This window comes from Rhizobium aethiopicum, assembly GCF_014197535.1.
GTDB classification, from domain to species: Bacteria; Pseudomonadota; Alphaproteobacteria; order Rhizobiales; family Rhizobiaceae; genus Rhizobium; species Rhizobium aethiopicum_A.
On sequence record NZ_JACIFV010000006.1, the window covers coordinates 106,259 to 126,462 of the forward strand.

At 61.8% G+C, this 20,204-nt stretch carries 19 protein-coding genes; 4 read left to right on the forward strand and 15 right to left on the reverse strand.

What is annotated here, in order from left to right:
• Positions 1-130: 130 nt before the first annotated feature.
• Positions 131-424 (reverse strand): hypothetical protein, encoded by a 294-nt coding sequence (locus tag GGD53_RS11205; protein ID WP_088397302.1) that lies wholly within the window; start codon positions 422-424, stop codon positions 131-133.
• A 396-nt stretch (positions 425-820) separates the two neighbouring features.
• On the opposite strand from GGD53_RS11205, the gene GGD53_RS11210 reads away from it, so the two are divergent.
• Positions 821-1,012 (forward strand): hypothetical protein, encoded by a 192-nt coding sequence (locus tag GGD53_RS11210; protein WP_184455878.1) that lies wholly within the window; start codon positions 821-823, stop codon positions 1,010-1,012.
• 41 nt (positions 1,013-1,053) lie between these two features.
• On the opposite strand, the gene GGD53_RS11215 is transcribed toward GGD53_RS11210, so the two are convergent.
• Entirely contained in the window at positions 1,054-1,581 is a 528-nt protein-coding gene (locus GGD53_RS11215; protein WP_246717753.1) for a hypothetical protein, read from the reverse strand.
• A 287-nt stretch (positions 1,582-1,868) separates the two neighbouring features.
• On the opposite strand from GGD53_RS11215, the gene GGD53_RS11220 reads away from it, so the two are divergent.
• Positions 1,869-2,162, forward strand: coding sequence for a hypothetical protein (locus GGD53_RS11220; RefSeq protein WP_088397306.1), 294 nt, complete (start codon positions 1,869-1,871; stop codon positions 2,160-2,162).
• Here GGD53_RS11220 and GGD53_RS11225 read toward each other — a convergent pair.
• Positions 2,157-2,411 (reverse strand): BON domain-containing protein, encoded by a 255-nt coding sequence (locus GGD53_RS11225; RefSeq protein ID WP_184455879.1) that lies wholly within the window; start codon positions 2,409-2,411, stop codon positions 2,157-2,159. The two genes, GGD53_RS11220 and GGD53_RS11225, sit on opposite strands and share 6 nt — an antisense overlap.
• 39 nt (positions 2,412-2,450) lie before the next feature.
• Positions 2,451-2,717 (reverse strand): DUF1488 domain-containing protein, encoded by a 267-nt coding sequence (locus tag GGD53_RS11230; protein ID WP_088397308.1) that lies wholly within the window; start codon positions 2,715-2,717, stop codon positions 2,451-2,453.
• A gap of 562 nt (positions 2,718-3,279) precedes the next feature.
• Between GGD53_RS11230 and GGD53_RS11235 the strand changes: the two genes are divergently transcribed.
• Positions 3,280-5,397, forward strand: a complete 2,118-nt coding sequence (locus GGD53_RS11235) for a carboxy terminal-processing peptidase (protein WP_184455880.1) — start codon at positions 3,280-3,282, stop codon at positions 5,395-5,397.
• Between the two features lie 115 nt (positions 5,398-5,512).
• Here the strand turns inward: GGD53_RS11235 and GGD53_RS11240 are convergent, their stop codons facing one another.
• From GGD53_RS11240 to GGD53_RS11270, 7 genes are all read right to left on the reverse strand, one after another.
• On the reverse strand, positions 5,513-5,866 hold the full coding sequence (locus GGD53_RS11240; protein ID WP_184455881.1) for a cupin domain-containing protein: 354 nt from the start codon (positions 5,864-5,866) through the stop codon (positions 5,513-5,515).
• Entirely contained in the window at positions 5,859-6,527 is a 669-nt protein-coding gene (locus tag GGD53_RS11245) for a cysteine hydrolase family protein (protein ID WP_184455882.1), read from the reverse strand. Before GGD53_RS11245 ends, GGD53_RS11240 begins: the two co-directional genes overlap by 8 nt.
• Entirely contained in the window at positions 6,527-8,077 is a 1,551-nt protein-coding gene (locus tag GGD53_RS11250; RefSeq protein WP_184455883.1) for an ABC transporter ATP-binding protein, read from the reverse strand. The genes GGD53_RS11245 and GGD53_RS11250 overlap by 1 nt, the downstream gene beginning before the upstream one ends.
• A complete protein-coding gene (biuH, locus tag GGD53_RS11255) occupies positions 8,074-8,775 on the reverse strand; it encodes a biuret amidohydrolase (RefSeq protein ID WP_184455884.1) in 702 nt (233 codons plus the stop codon). The genes GGD53_RS11250 and biuH overlap by 4 nt, the downstream gene beginning before the upstream one ends.
• Before the next feature lie 104 nt (positions 8,776-8,879).
• Positions 8,880-9,806: an ABC transporter permease gene (locus GGD53_RS11260; RefSeq protein WP_184455885.1), complete on the reverse strand. Its 927-nt coding sequence runs from the start codon at positions 9,804-9,806 to the stop codon at positions 8,880-8,882.
• Entirely contained in the window at positions 9,806-10,936 is a 1,131-nt protein-coding gene (locus GGD53_RS11265; protein ID WP_184455886.1) for an ABC transporter permease, read from the reverse strand. Before GGD53_RS11265 ends, GGD53_RS11260 begins: the two co-directional genes overlap by 1 nt.
• Positions 10,937-10,957: 21 nt before the next feature.
• The gene (locus GGD53_RS11270) at positions 10,958-12,085 is read right to left on the reverse strand and encodes a BMP family ABC transporter substrate-binding protein (RefSeq protein ID WP_184455887.1); all 1,128 of its coding nucleotides are present in this window, start codon (positions 12,083-12,085) and stop codon (positions 10,958-10,960) included.
• A gap of 338 nt (positions 12,086-12,423) precedes the next feature.
• On the opposite strand from GGD53_RS11270, the gene GGD53_RS11275 reads away from it, so the two are divergent.
• Positions 12,424-13,116, forward strand: a complete 693-nt coding sequence (locus GGD53_RS11275; protein ID WP_184455888.1) for a GntR family transcriptional regulator — start codon at positions 12,424-12,426, stop codon at positions 13,114-13,116.
• A 238-nt stretch (positions 13,117-13,354) separates the two neighbouring features.
• Here the strand turns inward: GGD53_RS11275 and atzF are convergent, their stop codons facing one another.
• The 4 genes from atzF to GGD53_RS11295 are packed head-to-tail and all read right to left on the reverse strand — an operon-like array spanning position 13,355 to position 20,194.
• On the reverse strand, positions 13,355-15,166 hold the full coding sequence (atzF, locus tag GGD53_RS11280; RefSeq protein WP_184455889.1) for an allophanate hydrolase: 1,812 nt from the start codon (positions 15,164-15,166) through the stop codon (positions 13,355-13,357).
• 3 nt (positions 15,167-15,169) lie between these two features.
• Complete coding sequence (gene uca / locus GGD53_RS11285; RefSeq protein ID WP_184455890.1) at positions 15,170-18,709, reverse strand: urea carboxylase; 3,540 nt, start codon at positions 18,707-18,709, stop codon at positions 15,170-15,172.
• Positions 18,710-18,711: 2 nt separating this feature from the next.
• Positions 18,712-19,362, reverse strand: a complete 651-nt coding sequence (locus GGD53_RS11290; RefSeq protein WP_184455891.1) for an urea amidolyase associated protein UAAP2 — start codon at positions 19,360-19,362, stop codon at positions 18,712-18,714.
• Positions 19,363-19,372: 10 nt separating this feature from the next.
• Complete coding sequence (locus GGD53_RS11295; protein ID WP_184455892.1) at positions 19,373-20,194, reverse strand: urea amidolyase associated protein UAAP1; 822 nt, start codon at positions 20,192-20,194, stop codon at positions 19,373-19,375.
• Positions 20,195-20,204: the final 10 nt, after the last annotated feature.

Consider the following 20,204-nt stretch of genomic DNA (forward strand, 5'->3'; position numbering starts at 1 on the left):
CTGGCTCAGAAGCGGTGGTGGAAATAGTCGCCTGCGGGTCGGTTCCGGCGCGTCTAGCTACTCGGTGATTGCGAACCCAGCCGCGGCGGAGAGCGCGATCATGGCCTCGTTGAATCGCCTCGCGGCGTCATCAATTTTTCTTGTCCGCAGGCGGGTGCACAGCTCGTGTGGCGCCTCCTTCGTTTTCCCATGATGCCAAAGCCTCAGGATCGGCATGCAGCTTCCGCCGTTTTGAAGAGGGGTAGGCGGGCGTCGGGATCGTCGCCGCCTTAATGCGTCTTATCACCATCACCTCTTCGTGATGGTCGCCATGTTCTGAAGCAACGAGATCTGTCGTGGCGTAGTCCGCGCGCTTGAGGATGGACCGGAGCCGCCAATCTTCGTCGCGTTTCGTCGAAATTCCGGTTGTGATGATTACTACCATAACCAGCCTCTCAAAATTAAACTGATGATTACGGCGAAGCTCGCCAGGATGGAAGCCCTGAATAGGAAGTCGCCGTAAGCCGCGATATGGGAGGAGCGCTTGATGGTGGAAGACATCTTGTCCTCCTTAGATTGGGGCGAAGGGCGCCACCCCTTGATCGGCAGCGCCCGTTTCATTGGCTGCCGATATATGAACATGCGCCTTGGTTGCGCTTTATCCAAGGCGAACTGTGCCAGGCGCCCTGTAATTTTCCGCCCCGGGGCCACTCGGTCACGGGCGAGAGGCGCGGGCTCTGTCTCGGCTCGTTCAGCGACGGTAAACCAAGCCGGCGGTCGCGACGATCGGGGGAGCCGCGAAATGAATCTCATTATCGCCGCCTGCGTGGTATAGTCTCTCATGACCTATTCCCTGCAGGACTTAGAAGTTGCGCGCCGGCGAGTGATCAAAGACCGGCAGCTGATTTGCGCGCAGCAGAGCCTGATCGACGGAATGCGGACGCGAGGCGAACCCGCGGGGCTGGCCAGCGAAAGGCTGGTCAAGCTGACAGAGGATTATCTGATTCAGGCGTCGATCCGATTGGAACGCTGAGCCGGCGCGCACTCGGGGCGGTTGACGGGTCTAGTCCTTGTTCACTCGCCGGCTTTTTCGTCAGGCTCCTCGGCACGCCTCTCAGCGTCCCGGGTGGCGATCTTCCTGCTGTGATCGGTCCGCGCCTGCTCGAGTTCTCCCATCGTAGGAAGATCCCGGACAGCCAGACTCTTATCATCGGCCTCAGTGCTTCGGCGCTTTGTGAACCGATGCCGCGGGTTCTTTGCTTCACGCAGTTCCTCGACCGCGCGCGCTTCCTCGGCCGGCACGGCGAGGTCCGTGCGTGCGGCGACGGCATGGGCGATCAATTCCTTCGCGGAGGGATTGCCGTCCGGTCGCTTTGCGTTAGCGCTGAAGTCGTGGCGGTCACTGGCGGTAAGGAGCTTGGCGTTGTTATGTCTCGACATTTGAATGCCTCCTTTTTTCATGAAGTCATGACTGCCGTTCGCGCGGGACGCGCTTTCGCGGCCGGCCTCCTGCTTGTCGAGCAGGCTGGCGAAGGTCGTGTATATTCTGCAAAAGCCGATATTTGGACTTGCGGGGTTATGTATTTCAGGAAAATATCGCAATAAAAAGGCGAAGGCGTCTTTATTGTGCGGCCAGATTAATTTAATTTTTACACGATAATATTTTATGTTTGACCAGTAAATTTGAATAAAAACTTCATTTTAGGATTTCGTCTCATTGTGACGCAATTGGGGCGTAGGAGTCTCCTATCGCCGATTGGCCCTGTGGCTCTCGTCCGTGTCAGAGACTTGAGGACCATCATTGCTCCGGATTCCGATCGCCATGCCAATGCCGTGAAGGAAGTATTAAGCGGGTCTTGGCTAACCGCCTTCTACTGGAGCCTTTCACCATGTCCGACATATCATCCACGCGCACGACGGACACCATCGTCCGCTTCTCCGCCCCTTTCGCGCTTCCCGATCTTGTTGGTGAGATGCCTCCGGCAGGCGACTACAAGATCGAGCAGGATGAGGAGCCGATCGAAGGCCTGTCGTGGCTTGCCTACTGCCGCGTCGCGACCTACATTCATCTGCCGTCGATTGCAGAGGGGAACCGCTTGCGCAGGATCGTCCGGATCGAGCCGACGGCCCTCGCCGATCTCTTGGCAGCTACGAACGCGACGCCGGACGGACTTGCCTCATAATTCCGGCGACAGTTCATTGTGAACCTTGCGCACGCCGTCGGTTCTCAGTGTAATCTCCTCGGCCCGTGACACCTCCGCTTTCAAACGCACCCATCCGGCCAGCGTGATGTCGCCGCCGCGCGCGGTGACGAAGATATAGCTGGGGTCGAGATCGCCGGCATGAGCGAGCGCGCTGTAGACGGCCGATTCAAGATCGCCCTGGTCGGGACAGCGGCTCGCCACGCTGAGATGTTTTCTGTCGACTGACATTTGGTTCGGCTCCTGCACGGCCTTTCCGGTTGTAAAAGTCTACCTGCGGATATCCTGCGCCGTCAGGGTATATCGGTCTTTGCCGCCGCGGCCGTAGGCATGGGCGGCGGCTTCCAGAATGATCTGGCGCGCCATGTCGAAGGCTCTCAGGCACTCGTCCTCGGAGCGGCCGGGCTGGCTCGGGGTCCGCAAGGCGTTAGCTTCGACTAAAAACCGCACTTCGAACATGCCGTCATAACCGGAGAAGCGGACCGCATTCCGGCTCTCATCAAAACTACGGCTTTTATTGGGAAAGGTCAGTGTCACGCATTCTCTCCCGGAGGGTTAGTAATGCCCAATCCATTCGGACTGTAGCAAGAACATGCTGTTGGGGACGGAGTAGCCCGGTCTCGCCCCAGGCGCGGCAGGGCTGGCCAAAGTGCCGGTGTGCTACGGATGCAGAAACACCATCATCCTGCTGCCGGGCGCCCGAATTCCCGCGAACGGCTGCAGCTTCGCAGTTCCGCTCCTATAGAAATATGGGGCGCGGCATTCGAATTGCAATGTAGGGGCCGGGTGGCTAGCCGTCTGCGCTTGAGGCGGTGACAATGGTTCCCGCTATTAAGCGCGCTTACCTCAGCTTAATTCTGTAGAATCGCTGAAGGCGGTGATCTCCTCGGGCTTGGCCGTCGCCGACATGCTGGAGATGATTACATCGAACTTGCCGGCGATAAGCCTCGGGATCTGACGCTCTGCGTCGAGCCGATCATGCCGAAGAGTTTCGCGACTCGCCGGACCATCCTTTTGCCTTCTGCTTGCCAAAAAACCATAATTGCGCCACCTAGATCGCCCATCGACAGAGCTGGCAGAAGAATTGGATCCACGCTGAATGCGCATACACTACGTTTTTCTTGGTGCATTTCTTGCACTCGCCCCGTCCGCCTATGCCGAGGTCGCAGCGCCGCCGGTTTTGAAGCCGTTGACGCGGCAGGCGCAGGCGGCTGAGCTCAGCGCGCAATTTCTCTCCCGATACAGCTACAAGCCGGTTCCGCTCGATGATGCCTTGTCGGGCAGGGTGATGGATCAGTTCGTCAAGTCGCTTGATCCCGACCGCATGCTCTTCCTGCAGGCCGACATCGACAAGTTCATGGCTGACCGCAGCGAGATCGACGATGCCATCGAGCGGCAGGACCTGAAGATCCCGTTTGCGATCTTCAACGCCTATCAACAGCGCGTCGTCGACCGCATGACCTATGCGCGCAGCCTGCTCAAGCAGGGCTTCGATTTCAGCGGCAAGGAAGATTATGCGGTGCTGCGCGACAAGGCGCCCTGGCCGCAGTCGGAAGCCGAAAGCAACGATCTCTGGCGCAAGCGCGTCAAGAACGACTGGCTGCGGTTGAAGCTCGGCGGCAAAGACGACGCGGCGATCCGCGAAACCCTCGATAAACGCTATGAGAACACGCTCGAGCGCGCTTACAAGTTCAAGAGCGACGACGTCTTCCAGTCGTTCATGGATGCCTATTCGAACTCGATCGACCCGCACACCGATTATTTCGGCGCGGCGGCTTCCGCCGACTTCAATGTGTCGATGAAGCTTTCGCTGTTCGGCATCGGCGCGGTGCTGCAGGAGCGCGACGATTACACGACGATCCGCGAGCTCGTGCCCGGCGGACCGGCGCAGCTCTCCGGCAAGCTCGCCGTCGGCGACCGCATCACCGGCGTCGGCCAGGGCAAGGACGGGCCAATCAAGGAGGTGGTGGGCACGCGCCTCGATGAAGTCGTGCAGATGATCCGCGGCAAAAAAGGTTCGGTGGTGCGGCTCGACATCCTGCCGGCCGATGCCGGGGCAGACGGCGTGCATCGCGTCGTCAACCTTGTGCGCGACAAGATCAGCCTCGACAAGCAGGCCGCAAGGAAGACAGTTCTGTCGGTGAAGGCGGGCGAGGCCACGCGCAAGATCGGCATCATCACCCTGCCGGTCTTTTATGAGGATTTCGAAGCCAAGAACAAGGGCGACAGGGATTACAAGAGCGCCAGCCGCGATGTCGCCAAGCTTCTTGAGGAACTGAATCAGGAAAAGGTCGATGGCGTTCTCATCGATCTGCGCAACAATGGCGGCGGTTCGCTGGATGAGGCGATCGATCTCACCGGCCTCTTCATCGGCAAGGGCCCGGTCGTTCAGCAGCGCGCCGGCAACGGCAAGATCGAGGTCAAGAGCGCCGACCTGACAACGCCGGCCTGGACAGGTCCCTTGGGGGTTCTGATCAACCGCGGCTCGGCCTCGGCTTCGGAGATCTTTGCCGCGGCGATCCAGGATTACGGCCGCGGCGTGATCATCGGCGAGCCCAGTTTCGGCAAGGGCACGGTTCAGACGGTCGTCGATCTCGACCAGGTGGTTCACAACAGCAAACCTGAATTCGGCGAGCTGAAGGTGACGATCGCCCAGTTTTTCCGGATCAACGGCGGCACGACGCAGCTGCGGGGCGTCACCCCCGATATCAGCCTGCCCGCATTGTCCGATCCCGCGAGCTTCGGCGAGACCAGTTATGACAATGCCCTGCCGTGGGCGGAGATCAAGCCGGCGAAATACGTGCCGGAAGGCGATGTTACGGCCTTGCTGCCGGCTTTGCAGAGCCGCCACGATGCGCGGGTCAAGGGCGACCAGGACTTCCAGCGTCTGTTGCAGGACATCGCCGATCTGAAGGCGCAGCGCGAGAAGGGCGTCGTTTCCCTGAACGAAGCCGAACGCCGCAAGGAAGCGGCGGCCCGGGAAGCCCGGTTCAAGGCGCGCGCCGCAGCCGGCGATGGCGACGATCTTGCCGGCGACGACGGCCTGCAGGCGGATGAGCGCAGCCTGAGCGCCGATATCGCCATGGAAAATGCCCGCAAGAAGGCCAAGGACGTCCTGCTCGACGAGGCTGCCGCCATTGTCGGGGACGAGGCGGATCTGCAGGGTGGTGCTGTAGAGGCCGCCACTAAGCCGTCGGGAAAGACGGAGCAGAAATAGGCGTCACCCGGCGCCGCTAAACCGTACTATGTCGCTTGGAATGCTCTAACCGGTTGATGATGCGAAATGTCCGTTTAACGACAGTTCGATCGACTCAACTTCGCGGTGGTATCGTTCATACTGTTTTCTCTTCCAGTATTCTGACGGGCCGGTCCCACTGGATGAGGACGACGCAGCCGGTGTCGCTCCAGACCGAGTGCTCGGTGCCGGGCGCATTGACGATGTAGCTCCCGCGGCCGTAATCGCCCGCTTCATCCGATTGCACTCCGTCGAGCACGAGAATGGTTTCCAGCCCCTCATGCCGATGGCGGGGAACGCCGGCCCCGGCCTCGTATTTCAGGAGCGCCACGCCGGGCTGGTCGCCCTCGAAGGGTCGGATCCAATGGATCGTCACCTGATCGCGGAAGGGGCCGAAGTGCAGATCCCTCCAGCCGCCAGATGTGAGCAATTCACGGGTGGTTTCAGGCATGGGCGATACTTTCCAATATGGCGTCGACATGAGCCGTCCAGCCGACGATTGCACCCTGGGCGCGGATCATGGCAATGGCTGCGGCCTTGAACTCCGGAAAATAGCTTTCCGTGGCCTCCTCGGCGAGCAGGCATTCATAGCCGCGATCGTTGGCCTCACGCATGGTGGTCTGCACGCAGACTTCGGTCGTCACGCCTGCGAAAACCAGCTGTTTGATACCCTTTTGCTGCAGCACTTCGCCGAGCTCGGTCGCATAGAAGGCGCCCTTGCCCGGTTTTTCGATGACGACCTCGCCTTTGACCGGAGCAAGCTCCGGCAGAATTGCGGTGCCGGGCTCGCCGGAGATCAGGATGCGGCCCATGGGGCCTTCGTCGCCGATCCTGAGGGTCGGATTGCCGCGGTCGCGTTTGGCCGGCGGCAGATCCGAAAGATCGGGCCGATGGCATTCCATCGTGTGAATGACCGGCAGCCCGGCGTAACGAAAGCCCTGGATGAGTCGTTTGACATTGGGCACGATCCTGGTGATGCGGCTGACGTCGTTGCCGAGGCTGGCGCCGAAGCCGCCGGGCTCGGCAAAGTCACGTTGCATGTCGATGACGATAAGCGCGAGTTGGTCGTGCTTCACCGGAAAGGCGAAGGGTTCTGCTTTGATCTCAGCCATCAGTGATGCCCCGCCATATGGGCGCCGATCACGCCGATGTCGGCTGAGCGGGCCGGCGTTTCGTAAACCAGCCTACCTTCGGAAATCACCATGATGCGATCGGACATCTCGAGCAGCTCGTCGAGGTCCTCGGAGAGCAGCAACACGGCAGCGCCGGCATTGCGCGCTTTCATGATGCGGGCGCGGATTTCGGCGACGGCCGAGAAATCGAGGCCGAAGCACGGGTTCGAGACGATCAGCAGATCCACCTTGCCGGTCAGTTCGCGGGCAAGCACGGCGCGCTGCACATTGCCGCCGGAAAGTGCCGCGATCGGCGAGGCAGACGAGGCCGTCTTCACCTTGAAGTCGAAAATCAGCGCGGCGGCGCGCTTCCTCATCTTGCCCTTGTTCAGCCAGATCGCGTCCTTGCCGCCTGCCTTGAGGTCAAACGTTCGAAAGGCGAGATTTTCGCTGACGGTCATTCGCGGCGCACAGGCATTCTGCAGCGGCTCCTCGGGAATAAAACGGACATTGTTCTTGCGCGTCTCGGGCCGTGTCGCGCGGTAGGCGTCGCCGTTGACGATAACGCGGCCGGTCTCCGTCGGGCGCTGGCCGGCGAGGATTTCGGTCAATTCCTTCTGGCCATTTCCTGATATTCCGGCGATGCCGACGATCTCGCCGGCGTGAACGATGAGCTCGTCGATTTCGATGGTCTTGAGACCCGAGCGGTCAGGCGCCTTGACCTGCTCGACCTTGAGGACCGGCTTGACGCTCTGCGGGGTGGGAACGCGGCTGTCGAGCTCGGCGAGCTTGACGTCGCCGATCATCATCGTCGCCATTTCGGCCGTGGAGACTTCCCCAACTTTTCCAGAGCCGACAAGCTTGCCGCGCCGCAGGATCGAAACGGCATCGGCGAACTTCGTCACCTCATGGAACTTGTGGGAGATCATCAGCACGGTCAGTTCGCCGCGCTGCGTCATCCCGCGCACGAGGCCGAGCATCTCGTCGGCTTCGGCGGGCGTCAGCACCGAGGTCGGCTCGTCGAGGACCAGAAAGGAGCGGCCGAGATAGAGCTGCTTGACGATCTCGAGCTTCTGTTTCTCGCCGGCGGCCAGTTCGCTCACCGGCCGGTCGAGCGAAATCTGGAAGGGCATGCGCTCCATGAAGGCGGCGAGATCCTTCCGTTCCTTCGTCCAATTGATGATGGCAGGGACTTCAGCGCGGCTGATGACGAGGTTTTCGGCACCCGTCAGCGACGGGACCAGCGTGAAGTGCTGATAGACCATGCCGAGGCCGTAGCTCGCCGCGTCCCTGGGCGATGCGATCGCCACTTCGCGACCATCGACGGAGAGCGAGCCCGCTGTCGCGTGATAGAAACCCATGATGCATTTGACCAGTGTCGACTTGCCGGCACCGTTCTCTCCGAGCAGCGCATGGAAACTACCGGCTGGCACCTTGATCGAGACATGGTCAAGCGCGGTGAAGCTGCCGAAGCGCATCGTCATGTCAATCGTATCGATGCCGACGGCCTTGCCGGCCTGCGGGAGTGGCGTGTCGCGGATCGTGCTCATGGCAGCTGGCTCACGAGCGCTGCGGAATTGGAGACGGAGCCGAAGACGCCGCCCTGCATCTTCACCATCTTGATGGCGGCGAGATGATTGCCGTAATCGGTCGCGCCGCAGCAGTCTTCCAGCAGCAGGCATTCGAAGCCGCGGTCGTTCGCCTCGCGCATCGTCGTGGAAACGCAGACGTCGGTGGTGATGCCGGTCAGGATGATGTTCTCGATGCGCTTCTGGTTGAGGATCAGCTCCAGGTCGGTGGCGCAAAACGAGCCCTTGCCGGGCTTATCGATGATCGTCTCGCCTTCGATCGGGTAGAGTTCTGTAATGATGTCCCAGCCGGGTTCGCCGCGTGTGAGGATGCGTCCGCACGGGCCAGGATCGCCGATGCCTGCGCCAATGCGCTGTGAACGCCAGCGCTTGTTGGCCGGCAGATCGGCGAGATCGGGGCGATGGCCCTCGCGGGTGTGGATGATGTGGTAGCCCTTGGTCCGCATGGCGGCCAGGACCTTTTTGATCGGCTCGATCGGTGCCTGAACCAGCGACAGGTCGTAGCCCATGTGGTCGACATAACCGCCCTTGCCGCAGAAATCGGTCTGCATGTCGATGATGATGAGGGCCGTATTGTCCGGGCGCAGGGCGCCGTTATAGGGCCATGGATAGGGATCGGCGTCGATATAATGTCCTTTGGTCTCGACCATGGCGTCCATCGTCTTCTTCTCCTATTCACCGGCAAGTTTGAATGTTTTGCTGCCGCGGTTCGACCGTTTCGATCCGTTCAATGCGCCGCGGTTGGACATCAGCTGCTCCCGCCTCACTTCGTCAGCGAGAGCGCCCCCGGCGCACCGGCAAGCGAACGTGTCGGTGAGGAGGTCGCGATCATGATGACGAGGGTGAGCACGTAAGGCGCGGCATAGAAGAGATAGTAGCCCTGGGTCACGCCGATCGATTGCAACGCCGGCCCGAGCGCACCGGCGCCGCCGAAGAGCAGCGCGGCGAGGAAGCAGCCGATCGGGTTCCAGCGGGCGAAGATGACGAGGGCGACGGCCATCAGGCCTTGGCCTGAAGAAATGCCCTCGTTCCACGATCCGGGATAATAGAGCGACAGGTAGGCGCCGCCGATCGCCGCCAGCGAGCCGCCGACGGCCGTGGCAAGCAGGCGCACCCGATCCGGATTGATGCCCATGGCGCGCGCTGCATCCGTGCTGTCACCGACGACGCGCAGGATGAGGCCCAGCCGCGTATTCCGGAAGGCCCACCAGAGGACGAAGGCAAGCAGGGCGCCGAGGATGAAGAGGACATTGATGTTCAGAGCCGCCTGGATCTGCGGCAGGCTCGACCAGAAACCGAAGGGAATCGACGGCAGATGCGGCGCGGCCGGCTGAATGAAGGACTTGCCGAGGAAGAAGGCGAGGCCCAGGCCGAACTGCATCATGGCGATGCCGATCGCGATGTCGTTCACCTTCGGCCATTTGCAGATCCAGCCGTGAACGAGACCGAAGATGGCGCCGGTCGCCATGGCAGCGAGCACGCCGAGCCAGGGCGAGTTGGTCATGACGGCGACCGCATAGGCCGTCATCGCACCGAAGACGAGCGTCCCTTCCAGCCCGAGATTGATGCGGCCGGAGCGCTCGGTGATCGTCTCGCCGAGGCTGACGAAGATGAAGGGGGTGGAAACGCGGATGGCGCCCGCCAGGATTGCGAGCGGCACGCCCCAGATGCCGATGCCCGTCTCTTCCATCAGAGGCTCCTTTTCCAGAGGTCGGGATTGAAGATCTTGAAGCGCCCGTAGAAGGTCTCGCAGAAGAGGATGATGATGAAGAGCGTACCCTGCAGCACCAGCACCGTGGCATCGGGCAGGCCCATGCGGCGCTGGATGAGGCCGCCGGAAGCATCGATGCCCCCGAGCAGGATCGCGACCGGGATGATCGCCAGCGGATTGTGGCGGGCGAGGAAGGCAACGAGGATGCCGGTATAGCCATAACCCGCGGCGAGCGAGGCATTGGCGCTGCCCTGGACGGCAACGACCTCGATCATGCCGGCAAGACCTGCGAAACTGCCGGCGATCGCGGTGAAGCCGGCAATCAGCCTGCCGACTGGCAGACCCTGGATTTGGGCGGCGCGCACGTTGCCGCCGGCGATGCGGGCGGCGAAACCGAAGCTCGTCACCTCGATCAAGATCCAGGAGAGGATGCAGGCGAGGATGCCGATCACGAGCCCCCAATGCACATCCATGCTGGGAATGTTGCCGAGCATGTATTCGGGTGGCAGCGGCTTGGTCGAGGGCTTGTTGAGGCTGGCCGGATCGCGTAGCGGCCCTTCGACAAACTGATTCATCAGAGCGATGGCGATATAGGAGAGCAGCAGCGAAGAAATGGTTTCGTTGACGCCGCGGTAATGGCGCAGGAAGCCGGCAAAGCCGATCCAGATGCCGCCGACGACCATGGCGGCAATCGCCATCAGAACAAGAGTGGGAAACGCGGGGGCCGCGCCGACAAGCGGCATGGCCATGGCTGCGGCGGCAACGCCGCCCAGCACGACCGCTCCTTCCCCGCCGATGATGACGAGGCCGAGGCGGGCGGGCAGGGCTACGCAGAGTGCCGTCAGGAGAAGGGGTGCGGCACGGCTTAAGCTGTTCTGCACCGAAAACCAGCTGCCGAAGCCGCCGGTATACATGAGCTGGAAGAGCATGGCCGGCGATTTGCCGATCGCCAGGATAAAGAGGGAGAAGAGCCCGAGCCCGATCAGGATGGCCGTAAGGCCGATGACCACAGGTTCGGCCCTGCGTGCGATCCATTCGAGCAGGGGACGCAGCGCGGCTGGGTTGTCGGAAGCGACTGATATTGCAGGATCATTGGCCTGAAAGGTCATGGCGCTTCTCCCTCACGCGGTTTACGCCGTGGACCCGACGACACCCTCGACCAGATAGTTCATGCTTTCGAGCTCGATCGCGTCTTCCGCATAGCTCTTGTCGGCTGTGACGACGGTGTTGCCCTTGTTATCCTTCAGCGGCCCTTTGAACACCGAGAAGCCGCCCTTCATCATTTCGGCATGCGCCGCTTCGAATGCCTTGCGGCCCGCCTCGGAAACGCCGGGGCCGAGCGCACTCATCTTGACGAAACCGTCCTTCAGGCCGCCACGCACGAAATTGCCGAGCTTTTCGCCGGCCTGCGCCTTCTTGACGAAGTCGCCATAGACATTGCCCCAGGCCCATTCAGCGCCCGTGAGGTATTTCTCCGGCGCAAGCGGGCTCTGATTGGCGTGGTAGCCGCAGACGAAGGCGCCGCGGCCGGCGGCGGTTTCCACGACCACCTTTGGACTGTCGACATGGCAGGTGATGACGTCCGCGCCCTGATCGACCAGCGCGTTGGTGGCTTCCGCCTCCTTGACCGCAAGCGACCATTCGCCGGTGAAAATCACCTGGCAGGTAATTGTCGGATCGACTGCGCGTGCGCCGAGTAGGAAGGCATTGATGTTCTGCAGCACCTGTGGGATCGGCTTGGCCGCGACGAAGCCGATCTTCTTGCTCTTCGTCGCATGGCCGGCGGCGATGCCGTTCAGATACTGCCCCTGGAAAATATAGCCGAAATAGGAGCCGGTATTGGCGGGGTGTTTTCCCTCCTGCCACATCCCGCCGCAATGACGGAACTGGATATCGGGGTATTTGGCGGCCATGGCCAGCATATGCGGATCGAAATAGCCGAAGGAGGTCGGGAAGAGCAGGGTGGCGCCATCGAGATTGATCATCGATTCCATTGTCTTCTGAACGTCCACCGTTTCCGGCACGTTCTCTTCTTCGACGACGGTGACGCCGGGCAACGCCCTGACGGCGGCGGCACCCTCGGCATGCGCCTGGTTGTAGCCATAGTCATCCTTGGGACCGACATAGACGAAGCCGACGGTCAGGGCCGCCTGCGCGAGCGCGCGGGAGGAGAGGAGACCGGGCGCCGCGCCGACGAGAGTGGCGGCGGCGGAAGCCTGAAGAAAATGACGTCGTTTCATGGAAAGGAGTCTGGTCATCGGAATGCTCCCCTAACGGCGGTTTTGCCGTTTTAGATTGGTTACAGAAAAGTGTATGCAATGGTCATGCCAAATTTTAGTGCATTGATTTTATGTGTGAAATTGTCACGCCTCCGGCCGATGTCCGAAAAGTGCATGCAATTTCATCTTAAAATTAGATGAAAAAATATGCACAGCCTATAAAATCGTCCGACATCTCAGTCGTTTGGCTGGAAGTGCTGGGAATCCGATAGTGCAGAATACACTTTTGCTAGGTATATCAATCAGATATACTGATGTTTGACTTTGCCCGCTTGAGCGGGCATGTGTATGCAATCATAACAGTGTAGAATCATTCCTTGAAGCAAGTCAGGCGCAGAGAAATCATCAGAGCAGGGACAACCGTCGAGCAGATGGTGCGGGCGATCGCGGACATGATCGTGACCGGACAGATGCTGCCGGGCGAGAAGCTTGATGAGGTCTCGCTGGCGGCTCGCTTCGAAGTGTCGCGCACACCGGTGCGCGAGGCGCTCCGTGAACTCGGAGCGATGGGGCTTGTCGACCGGGAGCCGAACCGCAGCGCCGTCGTCACCACCGTCACCGAAACTTATCTGCATTCGATGTTCGAGGCGATGGCTGAACTCGAAGCGATCTGCGCCAGGCTCTCGGCCGAGCGTATGACAGTCGATGAGCGGCGCACGCTGGAGCTGGAGCATAAGGCATCAATGAGGCTCGTGCATGCCGGCGCGGAAGAGGAGTATTCGGTGCATAACACGGAATTCCACACCCGCCTTTATCGCGGGGCGCATAATGATCACATCTTGGAGATGGTGACGCAGACACGGGCGCGGCTCGCCCCATTTCGACGGGCGCAGTTTCGTCTGCCTGGCCGCTTGGCAAAGTCCTACGAAGAACACGGCCGGATCGTGATGGCAATCATGCGGGCGGACGGCATCGCTGCCGCACAGGCGGCCTATTCCCATGTGGAGATGGTCAGCGATGCGAGCGCAGTGTTTGCAACAACCGGAGAGCCGAGCGCGCGAGGCACCTGAAGTCTTGCAGGTCATCTGCGACAAGGCGAAAGCCATGGCGGCCGCAACTGCAGCGGCTGCCCTTTGTCCAAGCGCAGCGAACTTCTTGTTCGCAATCGTCCTCAGGCGTCGAAGCAAATATGGCAAATGCGGTCTCGGCCACCTCGTCATGAAATCCTGCGGCGGCCGAACCGCCTTGAAGCACTTCGTGCCTCGAGGCCCGCAAGTATCGCCAGCAGGATTTTCTTGAGACGATGCTTCATGCTTTTTTCATTTGATCTGAGACGTAGGCGCGCCAGCCCCCCAATTCGGTGATTTCGCGCGCGCCTTCGATGGCATGAGCCTCGCAGAGAAAACCGGAAATTTGGGAACCGTCGTCGAGCGTTACCTTGCCGATGCCGAGCGGGGCCGGGATGTTCTGGACAAAGCGCCCGAAAGCCTCCGGAGTGACTTTCCACACCTCAACTTCGAGACCCGTGCCGTCAAAACCGGGTTCACGGATCAGGCCTGGCTTCGGCGGGACGGTGCCCGGCAGAACGAAGAGGCGGTAATCCGGTGCCGTACGGCAGGATCTGATGCGCCTGCCGCCCGGTCGCGTCAGTTCGTGGTTGAGAGGCATGCCGGTCAAATGCGCCCCGACGACGACGATCGGCACCAAGCCGTCATCGGCCGGCGGCACGCGGCTCGCCTCGGGGATTGCCGACAGGCGGTCCTTGCCCATTCCCGCGTTCGCCGCCCGGTGCATTGCGTCGGCGAAGGCGGCTAGGGCATCATCGGTGAAGGCGGGGCCGATCAGAGTCACGCCGGCCGGGAGATGATCATCGGCGTCGAAGCCGGCTGGAACGGCGATCGCCGCGCAATCGAGCAGATTGACGAAATTGGTGTACCGGCCGAAATGACCGTTTTTCACAATCGGATCCGCCATCATTTCTTCAACCGTATAGGTCGTCGGCGAGGTCGGCAGCATCAGGATATCAGCCTTTTCCCATTCCTTCCCGGTCTTCTGACGTAGCGCTTCGAGCGTGTATCTGCCTTCGAAGGCCGCGACTGCGTCATAGGCTTTCGCGCACTCGATGATGGTGCGAACCGTCGGGTCGAAGTCGACGGCATTGGTGGCAAGAAAATCCTTCACCGCCGCCAGTCGTTCGGCGACCCAGGGGCCGTTGTAGAGCAGTTCAGCCGCCTGCCGGAACGGCGCGTAGTCGCAGGCAACGATGGTGGCGCCGAGCGCGCGCGCCCTTTCGATCGCGGCGTCATAGAGAGCTTCGACTTGCCTGTTGCCGAAGAATTCCCGCTCGGCACCGTCGAGCACACCGATCCGCAGACCGGAGGCTGGCAGGCTGGCTGGAACCGCCTTGCGCGAGAAGGGATCGGCGGCATCGTAACCCTCCATCACCTTGCGGATGGCGACGCCGTCGCCGACCGTTGCAGCAAAGACGGTGACGACATCGACGCTGCGGCAGGCCGGCACGACGCCGCCATTCGGCACCAGTCCCGGCGTCGGCTTGATGCCGACGAGATTGTTGAAGGCCGCCGGCACACGCCCGGAGCCGGCGGTGTCGGTGCCGAGCGCGAAGCTCGCCAGGCCCGAGGCGACGGCAACGGCCGAGCCGGAGCTTGAGCCGCCCGACACATAGTCCTTGTCGAACACCGAGCGCGGCGCCCCATAGGGCGAACGCGTGCCGTTGAGGCCGGTGGCAAACTGGTCGAGATTGGTCTTGCCGATGACGATTGCGCCTGCGGCCCGCAGCCTCGCAACAACGGTTGCGTCTTTCTCCGGCTGGTAGAAAAAGGCAGGGCAGGCAGCTGTCGTCGGCAAGCCCGCCACGTCGATATTGTCCTTTACCGCGAAGGGAATGCCCCAGAGCGGCAGGCTGTTCGGCTCCGGTGAACGCTCCATCAGAGCTCGTGCCTCGGCCCGCAAGGCTTCATCAGGTGCCGGCGTGATGAAGATAGCGGGATCCGTCGCGTCATTGCGACGGGCAATGACGATCTCGATAATATCGAGCGGGCTTTTGCCCGCCTCATAGGCTGCGCGGAGGCTGGTCAGATCAAGAATGGTCGGCAGCATGGGTCAGCACTCCTCCAGAACAACAATGATATCGCCCGCTTTGACGTTTCGTCCGGGCCCGGCGCGCAGGTCGCGGACACGGCCTGGCGCATGTGCGGTGACGTTGATTTCCATTTTCATGGATTCGATGATGGCAAGCGTGTCGCCGGCCGCGACCGGTGCGCCCGGCTCGACCAGCAGTTTCCAGATATTGCCGGGCACGGCGCTGGCAACACCGAAGCAGCCTTCAGGGATGTCTCCGGCTGGGCTTTCGCCGGTGCCTTCGTCGGTAACGAAGCTGTCGAGACCCGCCTCCTTCCAGCGCCGGCGTTCGGCATCGAAGGCGGCCTGCTGGCGTGCCTTGAAGGTCGCGATCGAGGCGGCATTCGCCTGCAATTCCTGCTCATAGGCGGCGTAGGAGAATTCCGTCTCCTCGATCTTGACGGGATAATCGCCATGCGGAAAGGCGCTGCGGGCTTCCGCCAATTCCTGATGGCTGACCGGGAAAAAGCGGATCTGATCGAAGAAATCGAGCAGCCACGGTTTGCCCCTGGCAAAGACCGGCGTCTGCCGCCATGTATTCCAGACCTGGATGGTGCGACCGAACAGCTGGTAGCCGCCAGGCCCTTCCATGCCATAAATGCACATATAGGCCCCGCCGATGCCGACGGCATTTTCAGGCGTCCAGGTGCGGGCCGGATTGTACTTCGTCGTTACCAGCCGATGGCGCGGATCGACCGGGGTCGCCACCGGCGCACCGAGATAGACGTCACCGAGGCCGAGCACGAGGTAGCTCGCATCGAAGACGATATCGCGCACCGCCTGTTCGTCCGCCAGCCCATTGATGCGGCGGATGAACTCGATGTTGTCGGGGCACCAGGGCGCGTTTGGTCGCACGAGTTCCTGATATTTGCGCATCGCAAGTTCCGCATCCGGATCGTTCCAGGAAAGCGGCAGATGCACGATGCGGCTCGGCACGGTGACGTCCTGGGCCGCCGGCAGACTCGTTTCGATTTCGGCCAGCAGGCCAAGCAGGCGTTTGCGCGTCAGCGTCGTGCCGTCATAATGGATCTGCAGCGAGCGGATGCCGGGGGTGAGATCGATGATGCCGGGCAATCGGGCCTGCGAAACGGCCTGCATCAAGAGATGCACCCTCAGCCGCAGGGCGATGTCAAGCGTCATCGGCCCGTATTCGACCAGCAGATTGTCATCACCCTGGCGGCGGTAGAGCACCGAGACCGGCCCGTCGTCGCGCTTGCCGATGACAGGCGAGCCCGTTTCTTCCTGCCCCCGATGCACGACCGGGCCGGCAATCGGATCTTCGGACCGAGCAACGGGATGAAAGCGGATGCGATCACCCGGCTTGAACTGGCCCATTTTCCATTGCTCGTCGCGTGCGATCACCGCCGGGCAGACGAAGCCGCCGAGGCTCGGACCATCAGGACCGAGAATGATCGGCATGTCGCCGGTAAAATCGATCGCCCCGATCGCATAGGCATTGTCATGCAGGTTGGAGGGATGGAGGCCAGCCTCGCCGCCATCGCTGCGTGCCCATTTCGGTGCCGGGCCAATGAGACGAACGCCGGTGCGGGCGCTGTTGAAATGCACCTCGTAATTTGTCGAAAACAGCGTCTCGATATCGCCGTGCTGGAAGAAATCAGGCGCGCCATGTGGACCATAGACAACGCCGACATCCCACTCGCGCATCAATTCCGCAGGCTCGGTTGCCGGCTTTGCGGCATCGGCGGTCGCCTGACGGGCAAGATGCAGCACATGGCCGGTCTTCAACGTCCCGGTGGCGTTGCCGCCGAACTGCCCGAGCCCGAAGGTGGCGCGTGAGCCGAGCACGACCGGAGCGGCAAAACCGCCCGCCACGGCGAGGTAAGCCCGCTGCCCCGGTCCATCGATGCCGCCGATTACGAGGATCTGGCCGGCGCGGATGGTGACGGCCTCGCCATGCGGCAATTTCACACCGTCGACGCTCATCGCCATCCCGGCGCCGGCAAGGGCAACTGTCGTATCGGTATGGAATTTCAGCATCGGACCGGAGACCGTCAGCTCCAGCGCCGCAACCATGTCGCCATTGCCGACGAGGCGGTTGGCTTGGCGGAAGGAACGTTCGTCCATCGGCCCGCTCGGCGGCACGCCGACATGCCAGAGACCAAGCCGACCCGGCAGTTCCTGGATGCTCGATTGCGCGCCCGGCGCGATCACCTCGATGACATCGGGTACGAAGGAAAAATCGCGCAGCGCCGTCGTCGCCACCTTGCCGCTCGCCAGAAGTTCGGAGCCGGCGATGGCCCTGAGATAGTCGAGATTGGTTTCGATGCCCGATATCGATGTTTCCGCAAGGGCCGTCTTCAGCTTTTCGATCGCCGCCGGGCGATCCTCGGCGGAAACGATCACCTTGGCGAGCATCGGATCGTAGAAGGGTGTCACCTCCGTGCCCGTCTCGATCCAACCGTCGATGCGCGCATCTTGCGGGAAGGACACCTCCGTCAGCAGCCCGGCGCTCGGGCGGAAATCGGCATGCGGCATCTCGGCATAGACACGCACTTCGATCGCCGCTCCCTTCGGCTGCAGGCCCTCGGCGCCCGAGAGCACGTCCTCGCCGACCGCTTGACGGATCATCCATTCGACGAGATCGATGCCGAAGACGGCTTCGGTGGCGGGATGTTCGACCTGCAGGCGGGTGTTGACCTCAAGGAAGTAGAATTCATCGCGCTGGGGATCGTAGATGAATTCCACTGTGCCGGCGGATTCGTAGGAGACCGCAGCACCAAGATCGACGGCCGACTTATGCAGGCGGGCGCGGGTCGCGGCCGAAAGGCCGGGGGCGGGAGTTTCCTCGACCACCTTCTGGTTTCGCCGCTGCAGCGAGCAATCGCGCTCCCCGAGCGCGATGACCTTGCCTTGGCCGTCGCCGAAGATCTGCACTTCCACATGCCGGGCCGCGGCTACGAAACGCTCGATATAGACGCGTGCATCGCCGAAGCTTGCCCGCGCCGTCCGCTGCACGCTTTCGAAGGACGCCTTCAGGCTTTCGGCATCGGCACAGAGCTGCATGCCGATGCCGCCGCCGCCGGCCGTGCTTTTCAGCATCACGGGATAGCCGATCGTTTCGGCCGCAGCGAGCGCTTCATCGGCGCTCGACAGCAGGCTCGTGCCGGGTAGCAGCGGCACGCCGCTCGACTTGGCGAGCTCACGCGCCGTATGTTTCAGCCCGAAAGCGGAGAGGTGCTCGGGCCGCGGCCCGATGAAGGTGATACCTTCGGCAGCGAGGCGTTCGGCAAAACCGATATTTTCCGACAGGAAGCCGTAGCCCGGATGCACGGCCTCGGCCCCTGTCGCCTTGCAGGCGGCAATAACCGCATCGACATTGAGATAGCTTTCGCTGGCAGGCGCCGGCCCCAGGCGGATTGCCTCATTTGCCATCATGGCGGGCTTGGCGAAGCGGTCGGCATCGGAATAGACCGCAACGGAAGCAATGCCCATCCGTCGCAGCGTCTTGATGACCCGAATGGCGATTTCGCCCCGGTTGGCGATCAGGACTTTCTTGAACATGCTCAATCCTCGCCATCCCAGATCAGCACCCGGATCGGCGTCGGATCGAAGCCGTTGCAGGGATTGTTGATCTGCGGGCAGTTGGAGATGACGCAGAGCACCTCCATCTCCGCGACGAGTTCGATATAGTCGCCCGGCGCCGAAATACCGTCCACGATCGTCATTTCGCCATTCGGCTTGATCGGTACGTTCATGAAGAAATTGATGTTCGGCACGATGTCGCGCTTGCCCATGCCGTGTTTGCTGACCTCGAGGACGAAGTTATCGCGGCAGGCATGCAGGTATTTCGTGCCATGGCCGAAGCGCACCGTATTGCTCTCGCAGGAGCAGGCGCCGGCCGAGGTGTCATGGCGGCCGCAGCTGTCGGCCGTCATGGTCAGCATGACATTGCCTTCATTCGACATGATTTTGGTGCCGATGCCGATATAGGCAGCACCCTGCATGCGCATCGTATCCTGATTGGAATAGCGCTCGGAGAAATCATCGGCACGGTAGAACAGCGTGTCGATCGCCTGCTGGCCAAGACTGTCCTCGATGCGGATCGTCTGGCCCTTGCGCACGACGCCGGACCATGGGGCTTCGGCCGCGATGAGATGATCCTGCGCGGCATTCTGCAGGCTGCGGGCAGGGGAGGTCTGGATGAAATCGGACATCGCCTTCTCCTCAGGCCTGCATCAGGGCGTTGTTTTCGAAACCCCGCACGGCTTCGGCCGTTGCCGTGCGGCAAAGGTCGTCAGCAGCCGGGGCGGCTGCCCGGTAGCGGGTGATGACGACGGGCTTCGGCTGATAGGTGGGATCCGGGTCGAGCGGATGCGGGCAGGTGGAAAAGCCGACCAGCATATCCATTTCAGCGCGCAGTTCGACATAATCGCCACTGTTCGAGCGCTTGCTCTGCCAGCCGAAACCTCCGCTCTCTGCAAGGCGGACGGGCGCGAAAAGATTGAGGATGCCGGGGATATCGCGCCTGTCGAGGCCGAGCTTGACGGCGACGAGGATCAGGTTGTCGCGGGTGTTGCGTGTCTTCTCGCCCGGATATTTCGCGGCATTCGAGGCGGCCGTCGAGCCGCCCATCAGGCAGTCATGGCCGCCGGAACTATCCTCGATGATCGAGAACATGACGCGGCCCATGTCGGAAAAGATCACCCGCCCCTTGCCAAGCGCGGTCGTCCACTGGACCTTGGCGGTGTCGACGAGATTAATCCGCTCGCTCGTATCCTCGGCATTCCAGGCGACGAGCGCCACGGTTGAATTTCCTTCGCCCTGGTCGATTCGGATCGCCTCGCCGCGCGAGACTTTCGTCGACCAGTACCAGCCGCCCGGTATGATCTCCTGATGAATGATCGCGGCGGCGGCGATGGCGGGCGCCGGCAGCGGGCTGGGGCCGGGCAGGGCCTTGGGGGCGAATTCCAGCCCCTTTTTCTGGTGCTCCTCGTAGCGCGCGCGATTGGCGGCGATTTCTGCGGGGGACCGTCTCACATGCATCATAGCGTCTCTC